The organism is Salinibacterium sp. NG22 (genome assembly GCF_015864925.1).
Taxonomy (GTDB): domain Bacteria; phylum Actinomycetota; class Actinomycetes; order Actinomycetales; family Microbacteriaceae; genus Rhodoglobus.
The window spans coordinates 503,147-519,640 of record NZ_JADYWG010000001.1 but is presented as its reverse complement, the minus strand read 5'-3'; the positions used below and the strand labels follow the sequence as shown (position 1 = coordinate 519,640).

Here is a 16,494-nt window from a genome sequence, read left to right as displayed (position 1 = left end):
TATGGATGCCCGCACCTACCCCAATGCGCCCGTCACGTACGGAGCGGTAGGTGCCACGCGCGGCAGCACTTTCACGGTGCTGCCTCCTGCTGGTTTCCGTCGTGTGCAGCGAAGTGCTCGCATCGGGCATGGTGAGCAGCGCTGGGCTTTTGCTCGCGAACAGATCCTTACCTGGGGCGTAAAGCGTCGCAGCGGGTTTGGTGTCACGTTGTTGCCCCGCGATCCACATGGCGAACTTCGCGATCTCTCCGCTGATAGCGCGGATCACCCTTTCGTTCGTCCCGGCGACACCATTGTTCTCTCGGTAGGCCGTGGGCGGTACACAGCGCACGAGCCGGTGCGCGTTGTGTATGTCGTTGATGACCCCACGGTTGCTGGCTTTGCCTATGGAACCCTTGAGGGGCATCCTCTGCGTGGTGAAGAGTCGTTCATGATCGAACGTCGCGACGACAACTCGGTGTGGATGACGGTGCGTTCGTTCTCGCGGCCGGCATCCTTCAAATGGATGTTGCTCTCACCTGCGTTGCGAATCTTTCAGTACCTCGTGGTGAGCCGCTACTTGCGCGCCCTCGCTGGAGCAATTCCCGCGAAGCTGCCGGGTGAGCAGGATGGCGCTGCGCCGATAGAGCCTGCGGCGTAGCTCGCAACGCTAGCGGGCAAGTATGCCCTCTCGCACAGCGCGTGCTATTAGCCGCGCGTCGCTAGCCGGTCGATTGCCTCGAGCACATCGTCGAGGCCGTTCTCAAGGTTTTCGACAACGACGAGTGCACTGGTTTCGCGGAGGTCGGCGACGCTGTAGGCGCCGGTAGCAACCGCGATGAAGGGGATGTTCGCAGAATCCGCGGCGAGGCCATCATTCGGGGTGTCACCAACGATCACGCTGGGTTGGTCTCCGAGCACGGTGGCGACGAGCGCGGTGAGGTGATGGCGGTCGGGGGAGCGATCGCCGAAGAACGAGGTCTCCCAATTGAAGTCTTCTGCGGCATAGCCTGCAGCAAGAAGCTTGACGCGGGAATGCTGATGGCCATTGCCGGTAAGGAGCGCGTTTGCCCAGCGATGGTCGGCGGCGGCCCGAAGTGCCTGCGGCCCTCCGGCAACAGCGGAACGCACGTAGCCATTGTCGTGCAACGCCTGCGTGCGCACATCGAGCTCGGTGAGCACATCATCGAGCAGAGTGGCGGCATATCCGTTGAGCACGAGCAGATCGGTGAGGATCTGTCCCTCGGTCTTGCCGTGGGGGTTTGTGATGAGCTTCGCGGGCGCAGCACCGGTGACTCTGGTGAATGCATCGAGGTAGACGGCAGCTCCGTCGGTCGAGTTATGGATGAGCGTTCCGTCGATGTCCCACAGGATGTGCATAGTCACTCATCCATGCTCCCATGTCCGAGGTGCGACAATTGACGTGTGCCCGCATGTCATAGTGTTGGCACGCTTTCTTCACCGTGTGTTAAGGGGATTAGTTCGTGCCAGGTGCGTTGCCGATTGCTGATCCTGCCCCTCTAGACGGGGCGCTGCCCGAGAGTGTCGCTGTTGACTCTGCGAACCGCGACTGGAGTGTGTACATTCACGTGCCGTTCTGCCGGGTTCGTTGCGGGTATTGCGACTTCAACACCTATACGGGCGAGGAGCTGCGGGGAGCGAAGCGCTCGGACTATGCCACCGAGGCGATTGCTGAGATCAGGCAGGCATCCACGGTGCTGTCGGATGCGGGCGTTGCGCCCCGCAAAGCATCAACCGTTTTCTTTGGGGGTGGCACGCCAACGCTCTTGCCCGTTACTGATCTCACGCGGATGCTCGCTGCGGCCCGGGACACCTGGGGCTTCACGGATGACGTCGAAGTCACCACCGAAGCTAACCCTGACTCTGTCGACCGCGACTACCTTCTCGCTTTGAAAGAGGCCGGCTTCACGCGGGTATCCTTCGGCATGCAGTCCGCGGTGCCGCATGTGCTTGCTACTCTCGAGCGCACTCATGATCCTGAAAAAGTTCCTCACGTCGTGAAGTGGGCGCGCGACGTTGAGCTCGACGTGAGTGTCGACCTCATTTATGGCACGCCGGGGGAGTCGCTGGCTGACTGGGAGCGTTCGCTCGATCACGCGATCGCCCAAAACCCGGACCACATCTCGGCGTATGCGCTCATTATCGAAACGGGCACGAAGCTAGCCGCCCAGATCAAGCGTGGTGATGTCGCCCCCGTTGATGACGACCTGCAGGCCGACATGTATGAGCTGGCAGACGCGAAGCTCGCCGCGGCCGGTTACGACTGGTACGAGGTCAGCAACTGGGCCAAGCGTGATGCGAACCCGGCGATCAGTCACGTGAGCCGCCACAATCTCGGCTATTGGTTGGGCAACGACTGGTGGGGTGTTGGCCCGGGTGCACACAGCCACGTGGGCGGGGTGCGATGGTGGAATGTGAAGCATCCGGCAGCCTATGCCGATCGAATCGCAGCCGGTCACTCACCGGGGGCGGGTCGAGAGACGCTCGCAGATTCCAGTAAGTATCTTGAGCATGTGCTTTTGCGTGCTCGCGTTCGCAACGGTCTGACCACGGCGTCGCTCGATGCAGAAGGCCGCACGGCGGTTGCCGGTCTTATCGCGGATGAGTTGGTGGAGGCCAGAGCCGCTATCGGTGGCACTATCAACCTCACGCTTAAGGGGCGCCTGCTTGCGGATGCCGTGGTACGACGATTGCTAGCAGACGCCCCTGTTTAGAGCGACACGGTGAGTGACACTGTGTTAGAGCGCCACCGTCGAGTTACTTGATGAACTCGATGGTCAGCGGGTACTTGTAGGCCTCGCCCTTGTTAGCAGCGACGGCGGCGATGATGCTGAAAATGATGATTACGATGCCGACACCGATGATCAAGAAGAGGCCGATGAAAATCGTGGTGAGGACGACACCGATCGCGTAAGCGATCGCCATCGTGATCTGGAAGTTCAGTGCGGTGCGGGTGTGGGCCCGCACGAACGGTCCGCGGTCCTTGAGTACGAGGTACCCGATAAGAGCGGGAATGAAGCTGAAGAAGATTCCGCCGACGTGAATCAGCGTCGACCAGAGCTTCTCGTCGCTCGGACTCATTGGTTGGATCGGCGCGTACGGCGAGGTGGGTGGTGGTGTGGAATCTGACATGACTCCATTAAACCCTGCATTGGCTCAAAGCGTGCATTGGGAAATAGGAAAGCCCCGAGAGCCGAAGCTCTCGGGGCGAAACCCGATCGGTCTAGCCGATGAGGGCCATTACTGCGAAGAAGACCCTACTTGATGAGGCGAAGTGCGAAGGGGTAACGGTAGTTTGCGCCGTCCTTCGCTTTGGTGAAGCCGATGATCGAGAAGATTACCGACACGACGAAGACGATCGGGAGCAAGATAGCGCCGATGAAAACGGCTACCAAAATGTTCGAGATAATGTAGGCGATCGCGATGGTGATCTGGAAGTTCAGCGCTTCTTTGGCTTCAACGTTGGTGAAAGCACCGCGGTCTTTGAAGACCAACCAGATGATCAGTGAGGGAAGGAAGCCGATGATTCCGCCCAAGTGAGCGAACGATGCCCACTGGTTGTCTTCGGTTGCGGTCAATTGTGCGGCCGGCTGCGGTGCTGCGGGCTGCGGATTTGCGTCAGTCATGTGTTCGTGCCTTTCAGGTGAACGAGGGAACTTCCCGGGTTTCATCAAAGTGCTCGGTGTCACACCTGAGCATTTCCACAGAAAGGTAGCGCTCAAGTACAAAGACACGCTAGCGGTATGGCACGCGCGGTGCAACGGGTGTGTCGCGGAGTGTCGAGTAAGATTGGCAGTCGAACGGATTGAGTGCCAATCAGGAAAGGTGGGTGGTGGCATGGTTTCCGCCCGCGGACTTGACGTGCTTCGAGTCATCGTGCAGGACTACGTTGCTACGCGCGAGCCTGTCGGTTCCAAATCGATCGTGGAACGGCATTCCTTTGGGGTGTCAGCAGCGACGATTCGCAACGACATGGTTTTGCTCGAGGACGAAGAACTCATTACGGCGCCACACACCTCGTCGGGGCGTGTGCCCACTGACAAGGGTTATCGAATGTTTGTCGACCAATTGGCCGACTTGCGACCCCTTACGAGTGCGCAGCGCCAGGCAATTGAGTCGTTCCTTGGCCAAGCCGACGATCTGGATGACGTGCTTGCGCGGTCCGTCCGGTTGCTGTCTCAGCTGACCAACAGTGTCGCTCTCGTGCAGTATCCGTCGCTCGCAACAGCCAGGGTGCGCCACGTGGAGCTTGTTCCGCTTACGGCGACTCGGATCATGACGGTGTTCATCACTGACTCCGGTCGGGTAGAACAGCGAATGATCGATCTGGCTGAGGCCCTTGACGATGTGTTCTTGGGCGAATTGAGGGCGAAACTTAACTCGGCGCTTAACGGCCAGTCCTTGCCGGCTGCCGCTGAGCGGCTGGCGAGCTTTGCCGAAGTTTTCCCCGTAGAACGCCGCCCGTTCGTCGCCCAAGTGACGTCGAGTTTGGTGGAGCAAGTGTTGGCGAACCGGGCCGACAAGCTCGTTTTGGCGGGCACAGCAAACCTTGCGCGAACCGAGCAAGACTTTACGGGCAGCATTTTTCCTGTGCTTGAGGCAATAGAAGAGCAAGTAACGTTGTTGCGCCTCTTTGGGGAGATGGAAGTAGCAAATGGATCAGTATCTACTCGCATCGGGCGAGAGAACGCAGAATTTGGATTAGAAGAGACATCGGTCGTCACGGGAGGGTATTCCTCTTTCGGCGGCGGTGTTTCGCGGTTGGGCGTACTTGGCCCAACGCGGATGGATTATTCGAACAACATGGCAGCGGTTCGCGCGGTAGCGCGGTACCTGTCACGACTTTTGGAAGAAAACTGAGCTCGTAAGGAGCAATCGGAACTTTGGCAGATCACTACGAAGCCCTCGGCGTTGCGCGCGAAGCGACGCCAGAAGAAATCAAGAAGGCATACCGCAAGCTTGCTCGCGAGCTGCACCCTGACGTGAATCCGAGCGCAGATGCGTCGGAGCGCTTTAAGTCGGTGACGCATGCGTACGACGTATTGAGTGATCCGCAGCAGCGCCAGCAGTACGACATGGGCGGCAGCGGCGGAGGTTTCGGCGGAGCCAACTTCGGTTTCGGCGACATTTTCGAAACGTTCTTTGGTGGCGGCGGTGGCGGCCAGACCGCCGGTCCTCGTTCGCGTCGTGAGCGTGGCCAGGATGCTCTGCTGCGCATTGAGATCAGCCTCAAGGACACGATGTTCGGCGTCACGCGCGATATCGAGGTCAACACTGCTGAACTCTGCGAGACCTGCGAGGGCAGCTGCACGGCTCCCGGAACCTCGCCGATTCGCTGCGACATCTGTCAAGGCAGCGGCCAGATTCAGCGCCAGGTGCGCAGTCTTCTTGGCAATGTCATGACGTCAAGCCCCTGTGGTACGTGCCGCGGCTATGGAAATATCATCGTGAATCCCTGCGCTACGTGTGCAGGCCAGGGCCGTGTCCGAGCTCAGCGCACGATCTCGGTGGATATTCCTGCCGGCGTCGAGACCGGTCTGCGCTTGCAGATGCCCGGTCAAGGTGAAGTTGGCCCCGCTGGTGGCCCGCACGGTGACCTGTTCTTGGAGATCAAGGTTCGCCACCACGACATTTTCAGCCGTTCAGACGATGACCTGCTTGCGACCGTTGAAGTGCAGATGATCGACGCGATCATGGGCACCACGGTCATGCTTGATGGGCTTGACGGTGAAGTTGAGGTGGGCATCAAGCCGGGAACGCAGAGTGGCGAGGTGCTCACGGTCAAGGATCGTGGAATCACCGCCCTTCGCGGTGGCGGTCGTGGTGACTTGCGATTGGGCATCCAGGTGGTTACGCCCACCAAGCTCAGCGGTGCGGAGCAGACCTTGTTCAAGCAGCTGGCTGCTGTGCGTAAGAGCAAGCAACCGCACTTTGCTGAGTTCCAGCAGGGCTTGTTTGCAAAGCTCCGCGACCGGTTCCTGTAGGTCGCCGTGGCTCACCTCTATATCGATGAGGAGCTCGGTGACACGAGTGTCGGCGATACCGTTTCGCTCGGCAATGCTGAGGCGCGCCATGCGGTCACCGTCTCGCGGTTGAAGGTTGGCGAAGTCATTGCCATCAGCAACGGTGCGGGTCTCGTGGTCTCCGGTCCGGTTGTCACGGCAGAACATACGCAGCTCACGATTGAGGTTGCCGAAGTGCAGCAGTCGCCTCGGCGTACCCCCGCAGTATTCCTCGCGCAGGCTCTTGCCAAGGCCGACCGTGATGAGCTCGCCGTGCAAGTGGCCACTGAGCTGGGTGTCGACGGTGTTATTCCCTGGTCGGCAGCACGCAGTATTTCGCGCTGGCAAGGCCCCAAGGTCGCCAAGGGGCGCGACCGCTGGGCAGCAATTGTGCGCGAGGCGAGCAAGCAGTCGTTGCGCACGTGGCTTCCTGACGTGCTCGATCTTGTGACGACAAAGCAGTTGGCAGCGTTTGCGTCAACGACGCGGATGCTCGTGCTCGAACCTACTGCGACAGAAACGCTTGCGGACCTCGACGTCGACGACCGTGACATCGTTCTGGTGGTGGGGCCGGAGGGTGGTGTCGCGGATCACGAGCTTGCGCTCCTTACGGCGGCCGGTGCATCCACGATTCGACTCGGTAGTGAAGTGTTGCGCACCTCAACTGCGGGCCCGGCAGCATTGGCGGCTTTGAACGTCAAGCTTGGCCGTTGGAGCTAGAGGTTTAGGCTAGAGACATGTCTGATTCTCCCTCGATCTTTACGAAGATCATTGCTCGCGAAATTCCCGCCGATATTGTCTTCGAGTCAGATTCGGTGATCGCTTTTCGTGACATCGCCCCGCAGGCGCCCGTGCACCTGCTCATTGTGCCGAAGACCGAAGAGTTCGCCAACGTGACAGAACTTGCTGCTGGCAACCCGGCACTTTTGGCCGACATTGTCGCGGTGGCGCAGAAGCTTGCCGACGATTACGCAGGCGGACAGTACAGACTGATTTTCAACACCGGCGAAAACGCTGGTCAAACCGTTTTCCACGTGCACGCTCATGTGCTCGGCGGAAACCTCGAGGAAGGCACCCTTGGTCACTCGTGACTCTGAGTCCGAACGTTCCACAGACCGCACAAGCGTCTCGATTGAAGTAGACGGTGTCGCCATGGTGCGACTACTCGGTCCGCAAGATCGACTCTTGCGAGTGGTGGAGAGCAAGTTCTCCGACGTTGAAATGCACGTCCGCGGCAACGAAATCACTCTGAGCGGTCCACCAGCATCGGTGGAATCCGCTCAAGAACTCGTGGATGAACTGGTCACTATGGTGCGCGGAGGACACGACTTGGGCGAGATTGAGGTCGACTCTTCGGCGAGCATCCTGCGTCAGAATCAGGGCAGCCCGAAAACGCTCCTTGGCCAAACAATCCTCACGGCACGCGGAAAGGCGATTCGCCCGAAGACGCTTGGTCAGTCGCAGTACGTCGACGCGATGGACAACAATACGATCGTGTTCGGAATCGGCCCGGCCGGCACCGGAAAGACGTACTTGGCGATGGCCAAGGCCGTGCAGGCGTTGCAACGCAAAGAGGTTGACCGCATCATCCTGAGTCGACCTGCCATTGAGGCGGGGGAGCGTTTGGGATTCTTGCCCGGTTCTTTGACCGACAAGATCGACCCGTATCTGCGTCCGCTCTACGACGCGCTCAACGACATGATGGATCCCGAACTTGTGCCTAAGTTGCTCGCAGCGGGCACTGTTGAGGTTGCCCCGCTCGCCTACATGCGCGGTCGCACGCTCAACAACTCATTCGTTGTGCTCGACGAGGCCCAAAACACTACGCCGGAACAGATGAAGATGTTCCTCACGCGTCTCGGTTTCGATTCCCAGATGGTGATCACCGGCGACATCACGCAGGTCGACTTGCCCGAGGGGGCAAGCGGACTCAAGCTCGTCTCGAACGTGCTTCGCGACATTGACGACATCCATTTTGCTGAATTGACGAGCGCTGACGTTGTGCGTCATAGCCTCGTCGGGCAAATCGTGGATGCCTACACAACCTATGACGCTGAGAAGCAGCGTGACGAATACAACCGCAAAAATCGGTCGCCGAAGCGCAGCCGCAACCACGAGGGACGCTAGCGTGTCGATTGAGATCAACAACGAGTCGGGCGTCGACGTCGACGAGCACGCCTTCCAACGCCTGTGCACCTTTGCGCTCGACCAGCTTCACGTGCACCCGGATGCCGAGCTCGGCATAGTCTTCGTCGACGAAGCCGCCATGGAGCAGCTTCACGTGCAGTGGATGGATGAACCAGGTCCCACCGACGTCTTGAGCTTCCCCATGGACGAACTGCGCCCCGGCACAGAAGACCGCCAAACACCCGCGGGGTTGCTCGGCGATATCGTCGTCTGCCCTCAGGTTGCGATTTCGCAGGCCGAGACCGCTGGTCATTCGCCGCTCGACGAAATGCTCTTGCTGACGACTCACGGTTTACTTCACCTGCTGGGCTTCGACCACGCAGAACCGGAAGAAGAGAAAGAAATGTTTGGCCTTCAGCGCGAGATTCTGTCGGGGTTTGCCCTTGCAGACCGAAATAAGTAGCCGGTCATGCTGATCGGCATTTTTATCACCGTGGCGATCCTGCTGGTGTCGCTTGGTGGTTTGCTCGCGGCCGCAGACTCGGCGCTTACGGTGATGAGCCGCAGCGATCTCGTCGAGCTTGCGGGGCGCAGTCGCGCCCAAAAATCCATCATGGCGATCTCGGTTGACACTGGTGCTCACATCAACGCGCTCAATTTCATGCGCATTGTTGTGGAAACCACGGCGGCAGTATTGGTCACCCTCGTCTTCGCGTCTGCGTTCGAGCAGTGGTGGCTCGTACTGCTTCTCAGCGCGCTCATCATGACCGGGGCATCGTTTGTGCTCGTCGGTTCCAGCCCCCGCAGTGTGGGACGCGCGCACTCTCGCAAGGTGCTGCAGATCTCGGCGACGTTGGTGCGCAGCATCCGCGTCATCCTTGGTCCGATTGCGGATGCGCTGGTAGCGCTCGGCAATCGAGTGACGCCTGGTCGTCCCCGCACAGCAACCTTCTCGAGTGAAGAACAACTGCTCAGCATGGTGGATGAAGCCGCCGAACACGAAGTTCTTGATCAGGATGATCGCGACCTCATCCACTCGATCTTTGAGTTCAACAGCACCGTGGTGCGTGAGGTCATGATTCCGCGCACCGACATGGTGACGGTCGAGGCCGAGGTCACGGCCAGTGCTGCCATGGGGCTCTTCCTGAGCCGTGGCGTATCGCGAGTGCCAGTGATCGGCGAAGACATCGATCAGGTGATGGGCGTGCTCTACCTGCGCGACGTTGCCCGTGTCGTCTACGAACAGCCGGCAGAAGCCGACAAACTGACGACTCAAGAACTCGCACGACCGGCACTCTTCGTGCCCGAGTCGCAACGTGCCGACAGTTTGTTGCGGCAAATGCAGCTCGAATCGAACCACCTAGCGATGGTGGTCGACGAGTACGGCGGGATCGCGGGACTAGTCTCGTTGGAAGACCTCATCGAAGAACTTGTTGGGGACATCTCTGACGAGTACGACCGTGAAGTTGCCGAATTCGAAGAGTTGGCTGACGGCGCGTTCCGTGTGAGCGCGCGACTGCCGATCGACGAGCTGGGTGACCTGTTTGGGCTCGAACTCGACGATGACGAAGTTGACTCGGTTGGTGGACTCATCATGAAAACGCTGGGGCGACTGCCGGAGAGCGGTGCTGTTGCGCACTACTCCGGGCTCGTGCTCACCGCCGAACGTACCGAGGGGCGTCGCAAACGCATCAGCACAGTGCTGGTGTCGCGAGACCCTTGGCTTGAAAATCAGCAAGACCCACGCTCGAATGAACGAGAGAACGGTGAATCACAGTGACCGACGCCAGTGAATTCAGAGCAGGATTCGTGACCTTTGTTGGTCGACCCAACGTAGGAAAGTCCACATTGACGAACGCGCTCGTGGGGGAGAAGGTGGCAATTACGTCATCGAAGCCGCAGACCACCCGCCGCGCCATCCGCGGGATCGTGCATCGCGAAGACGGCCAGCTCATCATTGTGGACACCCCCGGTATGCACCGTCCGCGCACGCTGCTCGGCGAGCGACTCAACTCAATCGTGCAAGACACTCTCGGCGAAGTTGACGTTATTGGCCTGTGCATTCCGGCCAACGAAAAGATCGGTCCAGGCGACCGCTACATCAACGAACAGTTGGATTCCTTCCCTCGGGCTAAGAAGGTCGCGATTGTCACGAAGATCGATGCGTCGTCGCGCCCCGGTGTTGCCGAGCAATTGAAGGCCGTAGCGGAGCTGCGCGACTGGGACGAGATCATCCCGATCTCGTCGTTCGACAGCATCCAGCTCGACATCCTCTCCACCGAGCTCGTCAAGCTCATGCCGGTTTCCAACGCTCTCTATCCGGATGACGCTGTCACCGACGAGTCGACGGAGTCGCGCGTTGCTGAGCTCATTCGTGAAGCCGCCCTCGAGGGCGTTATGGATGAACTGCCGCACTCGATTGCCGTCACTATTGACGACATGATCGAGCGCGACGACAAAGACCTTCTCGAAGTCTTCGCCAACATTTTCGTCGAGCGCGATAGCCAAAAGGGCATCATTATCGGCAAGGGTGGCGAGCGCCTTCAGGATGTCGGGGCACGCGCTCGTGCGGAGATCGAGAAGCTCGTCGGCAAGCAGATCTTCCTCTCGCTGCGAGTCAAGGTTGCCAAAGAGTGGCAGCGTGACTCGAAGCAGCTGGGGCGCCTCGGCTTCTAAGTCGCGGTTCTGTAACCAATCACTCGTAGCGGCGTGGGCAGTGCTAGTCTGAAAATGTGTTGTTCGGTCTGCTCCTCCTTAGCTGCCGCGACGAGTCCTAATAAGGCCTCCCTCGTCGCGGTGTTTGTCATTGGCTGACCAGATCCGTAACGAGTGGCCCACGAGGCTTTGAGAACAGCAGGAGCACACCATGAAGAACAATCAGTCCGCATCATCGATGCCGATCCACAAGTACCGTCCGTATCACGAGATCATCCCCGTTGATCTGCCGGACCGCACATGGCCGTCCAAGCGCATCACCGAGGCACCCCGCTGGTGTGCCGTTGATCTGCGCGATGGTAACCAAGCTCTGATCGACCCGATGAGCCCCGAACGCAAGCGCATCATGTTCGATCTGCTCGTCAAGATGGGCTACAAAGAGATTGAGGTCGGGTTCCCCTCGGCTAGCCAGACCGACTTCGACTTCGTTCGCTCGCTTATTGAGACCAACGCGATCCCGGATGACGTCACCATTCAGGTGCTGACGCAGGCTCGCGAAGAACTGATTGTGCGCACCTACGAATCGATCAAGGGCGCTAAGCAGGCGATCGTTCACCTCTACAACTCCACGAGCGTGCTGCAACGTGATGTTGTGTTCCGCAAAGACAAGCAGGGCATCATTGACATCGCCCTCAACGGCGCTCGCATCTGTAAGGCATCCGAGGCAATGGTTCCCGAGACCGACGTCTACTACGAGTACTCGCCCGAGAGCTACACCGGCACCGAGCTCGAGTTCGCGGTTGATATCTGCAACCAGGTGCTCGAAGTATTCCAGCCCACACCGGAGCGCAAGGTCATCCTGAACCTGCCCGCCACCGTCGAAATGGCTACCCCCAACGTCTACGCCGACTCCATTGAGTGGATGTCGCGCAACGTGAATCACCGTGAGAGCGTCATCATCTCGCTGCACCCGCACAACGACCGCGGAACCGGAATCGCTGCGGCAGAGCTCGGCTACATGGCCGGTGCTGACCGCATCGAGGGTTGCCTGTTCGGAAACGGGGAGCGCACCGGAAACGTTGACCTCGTCGCTCTGGGCCTCAACCTCTTCACGCAGGGCATCGACCCGCAGATCGACTTCAGTGACCTCGACGAGATTCGCCGCACCGCTGAGCACTGCAACCAGTTGAAGGTGCACGAGCGCAGCCCGTGGGCTGGCGACCTCGTCTACACGGCCTTCAGCGGATCGCACCAAGACGCCATCAAGAAGGGCTTCGAGTCGATGGCGGCTCAGGCCGAACGCGAAGGCAAGCACGTCAACGAGCTGGTCTGGGCTGTTCCTTACCTGCCGATTGACCCCAAAGATGTTGGCCGCGGTTACGAAGCCGTCGTGCGCGTGAATTCGCAGTCAGGCAAGGGCGGCGTCGCTTACTTGCTCAAGACCGACCACAATCTCGACCTGCCGCGCAAACTGCAGATCGAATTCAGCGGTGTCGTTCAGTCGAAGACCGACTCCGAGGGTGGCGAGGTATCGAGCGAACAAATCTGGACCTCGTTCCAGGACGAATACCTGCCGGCATCCGCAGATCACGCGGACCAGAAGTGGGGGCGGTACGAACTGCTCGCTACTCGCGCGACGAGTGCCAACGATGGCGAAGTGAGCCTTGAGGCTCGCCTGCGCGTCGACGACTCTGAGATCGATGCTAGTCACGTCGGAAACGGCCCGATTGATGCATTCTTGGGCATGCTGTCCGCTCAGGGCCGAGGCATTGAAGTGAAGCTCTACGACTACGTCGAGCACACCATGAGTGCCGGAAGCAATGCGCAGGCTGCTGCCTACGTTGAGCTCGACATCAACGGCCAGCGTCTCTGGGGCGTCGGCATCGACGGGGATATCTCGCGGGCGTCGCTCAAGGCAATCGTCTCAGCGGTAAACCGTTGGGTGCGTGCGACCCAGAACGCTCCCGAATCAGAATTGGTCGCAGGCTAGGTCTGCGCTTTACGAATGCCCGGCAGCTCAGCGCTGCCGGGCATTCGTGCGTTAACGGCGGTACTGCGGATGAGCGTGGGGCAAAGGTTTGCTGGCAGGCTCACGCGAAGGCTGGTTAGCGTGACGGGCGACGGAATCTGGGCATCCCGTTGATGGTGCGCTGTTCGGGAAGGGTCCAGTTGAAGAGCACTGCGAGCACACGCACGCCCACCGTGATCCCGACGCAGATTGACGCGGCGAGAAGAACGGGAACGTCAAAGTTGCGCATGATTACCAGACTCGTTGTGCCTGATACCGCGGCCACCGCGTAGAGCGATCCCACGTGCATGAGCGCAATCGGCATTGAGAGCAGCATGTCACGCAAAATGGAACCACCGACAGCGGAAATGACCCCCACAAAAATGGCCGGGACATCGGGTAATCCCATTGCAAGCGCTTTGGTAGTGCCGATCGCGCCAAACAAGCCAATCGTCAGGGCATCGAGCAGCGTAACGAGCGGGCCCAACCGGGCGATGAGGCGTTCGAGCAGCATCCCGAAGAGAGCGGCACCGGTCGCGACCAGGAGGTACCAGTTGGTGGAGAGCACGGCGGGCACTTCAGAAAGTACGATGTCGCGCACCATGCCGCCGCCGAAACCCGATGAAATGCCAATGATGGCGACGCCGAGGAGATCTAGACGGCGATCACGAAACTGGGCGGCAAACATCGCGCCCTGCATTGCTCCGACGCCGACCGCTAACAGCCCCGCCCACAGCGGAATCTCGAAAGTCTCGTTCACGCACCATTCGTACCACGCGCCGGGCGGGCGGCGCAGTTGTGCTCTGGGCAAGCCTGCAATCGCCGGGTGAACCGCTAGTGCCGACCCGCCGCGCTGCCGCGCTCCCGACCAGCCGCGCTCCCGACCAGCCGCGCTGCCGACCAGCCGCGCCGTCACGCTCCTGACGTGCTTCCCTCGACCCTGCTGCTGCTGCTGCTGCTGCGCTGCTCCCGAGCCGCCGACGTGCTCTCTCGGCCACGCACCCACTCGGCCACGCGCGCACTCGGCCACGCGCGCACTTTCGGCCCGGCCCACGTTGGAAACTCAGGAAAAGCGGGCGGGCGGAGTATGAGGAGCCCGAGTTTGTGCGCTTCGGGATTCGGAACCTTCGCCGATCTCCTGAGTTTCCGACAGGATCGACGTTCAGAGCGGCACACGCGCAGAAGCGTCAGCGCGAGGCTGCGGCGTTCTCCGCATACTGCGCGAATGTCGTGTGGCCAGCACCTGAGGGCGTGCCGAGGTGGTCGCCGCGAGCGAAAGACCGTCCGACGGGGCCGGGCAGGGGCAGGGCCCACGTCGGGCGGCTGCGGCCGTGCGCGACATTCCACTGCCGCGCCAGCTCACGGAATTGCAGCTGTTCTGGGCCTGCGAAGTCAGCGACGCGTTGGGCGGGACCAGCATCCACGAGTTCGACTAGGCGCGCGGCAACTTCCTCGACGGCGACGGGCTGCATCGTGAATGCGGGCACGATCGTCACCGGAGACCTTCGCTGAGCCCTCAACAGCCCGGCAACGAAACTATGAAACTGGGTGGCGCGAAGGATCGAGTAGGGAGTACCTGACGCGGCGATCAGTTGCTCGCTGAGGTGCTTGTCGCGGTAGTACGCGAACGCGTGTTTATCGACGCCGACAATCGACATGAAGATGAGGTGCTCAACAGGATGGGCAACGAGGGCATCCAGGAGATTCTGGGTGTGCTGCGAGTCGTGGGCATTCGCGCCCGAGGCAAGGTGCACGACCGTGGTGACTCCGGCGAGAGCATCCGACAGTCCGATGCCGGTGGCGAGGTCGGCGACGACGGTGTCCGGGGTGTCGCTGGCGCGGCGGCTGAGCGAGCGCACGGCATGGCCGGCGGCGCAGAGTAGCTCCACGGTTGGTCTGCCGAGGGCGCCGGTCGCGCCGGTAACGAGAATCATGAGATCGCCTCCCTGCGGCAACGGGCATGGGGTGCCGGCGATCACCGCTGTGCACAATGTACTGCGCGCAGAGCTCCGGGGGCAGGGCGCTGAGTGAAACGGCGTCTCTGCGGTCCGTCGCTCAGCAAACTTGCGACAAGCGGAGGATACTTGTGGAGTGCCAACTTATCGTGATGAAGCCGTCGTGCTGCGCACCCACAAGCTGGGTGAAGCTGACCGAATCGTCACCATGCTGTCGCGTGAGCACGGCAAGATCCGCGCGGTAGCCAAAGGGGTGCGTCGTACTGCCTCCAAGTTTGGGGCGCGGCTGGAACCCTTCATGGTCGCCGACATCCAGTGCTATATCGGTCGCAGTCTCGACATCATCCAGCAGGCTGAATCGTTGGGGTCGTATGGCTCAGAGATTACGGCCGACTATGCGAGCTATACCGCGGCGAGCGTGATGGTCGAAACCGCTGACAAAGTCACGGATGACGACGGCTCGTTGCAGCAATACCTCTTGCTGGTTGGCGCGCTGCGGTCTCTCTCGCGGCGCGAGCACAACCCGAGTCTCACTCTTGACTCGTACCTCCTGCGCAGCCTCTCGATTGCGGGCTGGGCACCGAGTTTTGTCGACTGCGCGGTGACGGGCGCTCCCGGGCCGCATTCGGTTTTTGTGGCGCAGATGGGCGGTGTGGTTGCCGACGAGGTTGCCCCGCCCGGGTCGCCACGACTCAGCCCCGACACTCTTGAGCTGCTCGGAGCGTTGCTCGCCGGCCAGTGGGATGTCGCGGAAGCCTCGGAAGAACGGTCGCGTTCCCAAGCAAGTGGCGTCGTTGCCGCGTACACCCAGTTTCATTTGGAGCGCAGTCTTCGCTCCATTCAGCATGTGGATCGGAGCGCATGAGCCGCGTAGCAAAAACTCACAAAGATGCCGTCGAGTTTCGTCCTCTTGACTGGACGGGCATCCAGCCTCCGGTGATGCCGAAGGGCTCTGTTCCTGAGCACATTGCGATTGTGATGGACGGCAATGGTCGCTGGGCGAATGCTCGCGGGCTGACGCGGGTGGAAGGCCACAAGGCGGGCGAGGCGAGTCTGCTCGATGTGGTGGCTGGTGCCATCCAGATCGGGGTCAAACATGTCAGCGTGTATGCCTTCTCGACTGAAAATTGGAGTCGCTCGCCCGAAGAGGTGCGCTTTCTCATGGGCTTCAACCGCGACGTGCTGCACCGTCGCCGAGATCAGCTCAACGAGTGGGGCGTGCGCGTGCGGTGGGCAGGGCGACGCCCGCGCCTGTGGACGTCGGTCATCAAAGAGCTGCAATTTGCCGAGAAGCTCACAGAGAAGAACAGCACTCTGACGCTCACGATGTGCGTCAACTATGGCGGCCGTAACGAGATTGCGGATGCTGTGCGTTCGATTGCTGATGACGTTGCGGCGGGCAGATTGAAGCCGTCCGCCGTCTCGGAGAAGCTCATCCAGAAGCGTCTGTATCAGCCTCAATTGCCTGACGTTGACCTGTTCGTGCGGTCGTCGGGGGAGCAGCGGATGAGTAACTTCATGCCCTGGCAGAGCGCGTATGCCGAGATGGTCTTCTTGGATACGCTGTGGCCAGATTTCACGCGCGAAGATTTGTGGCGCGCAATCGAGATTTATGCTGGCCGCTCGCGCCGCTTCGGTGGCGCAGTCGATGCGCCGACGGGTGACGCTAGCTAACACCACTGCCTACGTGGAGGCACTTCTCTCTGCGATCCCTTCGGGGGAGCTGAACTGTTGGTGAGCGCTAGTC

General features: G+C 60.5%; 18 protein-coding genes. 13 read left to right on the top strand and 5 right to left on the bottom strand.

Annotated elements, in window-relative coordinates; translation table 11 throughout:
• The first annotated feature begins 1 nt into the window (after nt 1).
• The gene (locus I6E81_RS02525; protein WP_197105839.1) at nt 2-640 is read left to right on the top strand and encodes a DUF1990 family protein; all 639 of its coding nucleotides are present in this window, start codon (nt 2-4) and stop codon (nt 638-640) included.
• 47 nt (nt 641-687) lie between these two features.
• On the opposite strand, the gene I6E81_RS02520 is transcribed toward I6E81_RS02525, so the two are convergent.
• Nucleotides 688-1,359 carry an HAD family hydrolase gene (locus I6E81_RS02520; RefSeq protein ID WP_231599946.1) on the bottom strand — a complete coding sequence of 224 codons (672 nt, stop codon included), beginning with the start codon at nt 1,357-1,359 and terminating at the stop codon, nt 688-690.
• 104 nt (nt 1,360-1,463) lie between these two features.
• Between I6E81_RS02520 and hemW the strand changes: the two genes are divergently transcribed.
• On the top strand, nt 1,464-2,714 hold the full coding sequence (hemW, locus tag I6E81_RS02515; RefSeq protein ID WP_197105837.1) for a radical SAM family heme chaperone HemW: 1,251 nt from the start codon (nt 1,464-1,466) through the stop codon (nt 2,712-2,714).
• A 43-nt stretch (nt 2,715-2,757) separates the two neighbouring features.
• On the opposite strand, the gene I6E81_RS02510 is transcribed toward hemW, so the two are convergent.
• Both I6E81_RS02510 and I6E81_RS02505 read right to left on the bottom strand, forming a co-directional pair.
• Nucleotides 2,758-3,132, bottom strand: a complete 375-nt coding sequence (locus I6E81_RS02510) for a DUF4870 domain-containing protein (protein ID WP_231599681.1) — start codon at nt 3,130-3,132, stop codon at nt 2,758-2,760.
• A gap of 125 nt (nt 3,133-3,257) precedes the next feature.
• A complete protein-coding gene (locus tag I6E81_RS02505) occupies nt 3,258-3,626 on the bottom strand; it encodes a DUF4870 domain-containing protein (RefSeq protein ID WP_197105836.1) in 369 nt (122 codons plus the stop codon).
• Between the two features lie 211 nt (nt 3,627-3,837).
• Between I6E81_RS02505 and hrcA the strand changes: the two genes are divergently transcribed.
• The 9 genes from hrcA to leuA all read left to right on the top strand — a co-directional run bounded on the left by hrcA (nt 3,838) and on the right by leuA (nt 12,774).
• Nucleotides 3,838-4,860 carry a heat-inducible transcriptional repressor HrcA gene (hrcA, locus tag I6E81_RS02500; RefSeq protein ID WP_197105835.1) on the top strand — a complete coding sequence of 341 codons (1,023 nt, stop codon included), beginning with the start codon at nt 3,838-3,840 and terminating at the stop codon, nt 4,858-4,860.
• 23 nt (nt 4,861-4,883) lie between these two features.
• Nucleotides 4,884-5,984, top strand: a complete 1,101-nt coding sequence (gene dnaJ, locus I6E81_RS02495) for a molecular chaperone DnaJ (protein ID WP_197105834.1) — start codon at nt 4,884-4,886, stop codon at nt 5,982-5,984.
• Between the two features lie 6 nt (nt 5,985-5,990).
• On the top strand, nt 5,991-6,722 hold the full coding sequence (locus I6E81_RS02490) for a 16S rRNA (uracil(1498)-N(3))-methyltransferase (protein WP_197105833.1): 732 nt from the start codon (nt 5,991-5,993) through the stop codon (nt 6,720-6,722).
• 17 nt (nt 6,723-6,739) lie between these two features.
• Entirely contained in the window at nt 6,740-7,093 is a 354-nt protein-coding gene (locus tag I6E81_RS02485; protein WP_197105832.1) for a histidine triad nucleotide-binding protein, read from the top strand.
• A 61-nt stretch (nt 7,094-7,154) separates the two neighbouring features.
• The gene (locus tag I6E81_RS02480) at nt 7,155-8,129 is read left to right on the top strand and encodes a PhoH family protein (RefSeq protein WP_231599948.1); all 975 of its coding nucleotides are present in this window, start codon (nt 7,155-7,157) and stop codon (nt 8,127-8,129) included.
• A 1-nt stretch (nt 8,130) separates the two neighbouring features.
• Entirely contained in the window at nt 8,131-8,592 is a 462-nt protein-coding gene (gene ybeY / locus I6E81_RS02475; protein WP_197105830.1) for an rRNA maturation RNase YbeY, read from the top strand.
• Between the two features lie 6 nt (nt 8,593-8,598).
• Complete coding sequence (locus I6E81_RS02470; RefSeq protein WP_197105829.1) at nt 8,599-9,909, top strand: hemolysin family protein; 1,311 nt, start codon at nt 8,599-8,601, stop codon at nt 9,907-9,909.
• Nucleotides 9,906-10,805 (top strand): GTPase Era, encoded by a 900-nt coding sequence (era, locus tag I6E81_RS02465; RefSeq protein ID WP_197105828.1) that lies wholly within the window; start codon nt 9,906-9,908, stop codon nt 10,803-10,805. Before I6E81_RS02470 ends, era begins: the two co-directional genes overlap by 4 nt.
• A gap of 190 nt (nt 10,806-10,995) precedes the next feature.
• On the top strand, nt 10,996-12,774 hold the full coding sequence (gene leuA, locus I6E81_RS02460; protein ID WP_197105827.1) for a 2-isopropylmalate synthase: 1,779 nt from the start codon (nt 10,996-10,998) through the stop codon (nt 12,772-12,774).
• 115 nt (nt 12,775-12,889) lie between these two features.
• Here the strand turns inward: leuA and I6E81_RS02455 are convergent, their stop codons facing one another.
• Together I6E81_RS02455 and I6E81_RS02450 are read right to left on the bottom strand one after the other, a co-directional pair.
• Nucleotides 12,890-13,552 carry a trimeric intracellular cation channel family protein gene (locus I6E81_RS02455; RefSeq protein WP_197105826.1) on the bottom strand — a complete coding sequence of 221 codons (663 nt, stop codon included), beginning with the start codon at nt 13,550-13,552 and terminating at the stop codon, nt 12,890-12,892.
• A 427-nt stretch (nt 13,553-13,979) separates the two neighbouring features.
• On the bottom strand, nt 13,980-14,726 hold the full coding sequence (locus I6E81_RS02450; RefSeq protein ID WP_197105825.1) for an SDR family oxidoreductase: 747 nt from the start codon (nt 14,724-14,726) through the stop codon (nt 13,980-13,982).
• A 157-nt stretch (nt 14,727-14,883) separates the two neighbouring features.
• On the opposite strand from I6E81_RS02450, the gene recO reads away from it, so the two are divergent.
• Both recO and I6E81_RS02440 read left to right on the top strand, forming a co-directional pair.
• Entirely contained in the window at nt 14,884-15,612 is a 729-nt protein-coding gene (gene recO / locus I6E81_RS02445) for a DNA repair protein RecO (RefSeq protein WP_197105824.1), read from the top strand.
• Complete coding sequence (locus I6E81_RS02440; protein WP_197105823.1) at nt 15,609-16,421, top strand: isoprenyl transferase; 813 nt, start codon at nt 15,609-15,611, stop codon at nt 16,419-16,421. The genes recO and I6E81_RS02440 overlap by 4 nt, the downstream gene beginning before the upstream one ends.
• The last annotated feature ends 73 nt before the right edge of the window (nt 16,422-16,494 follow it).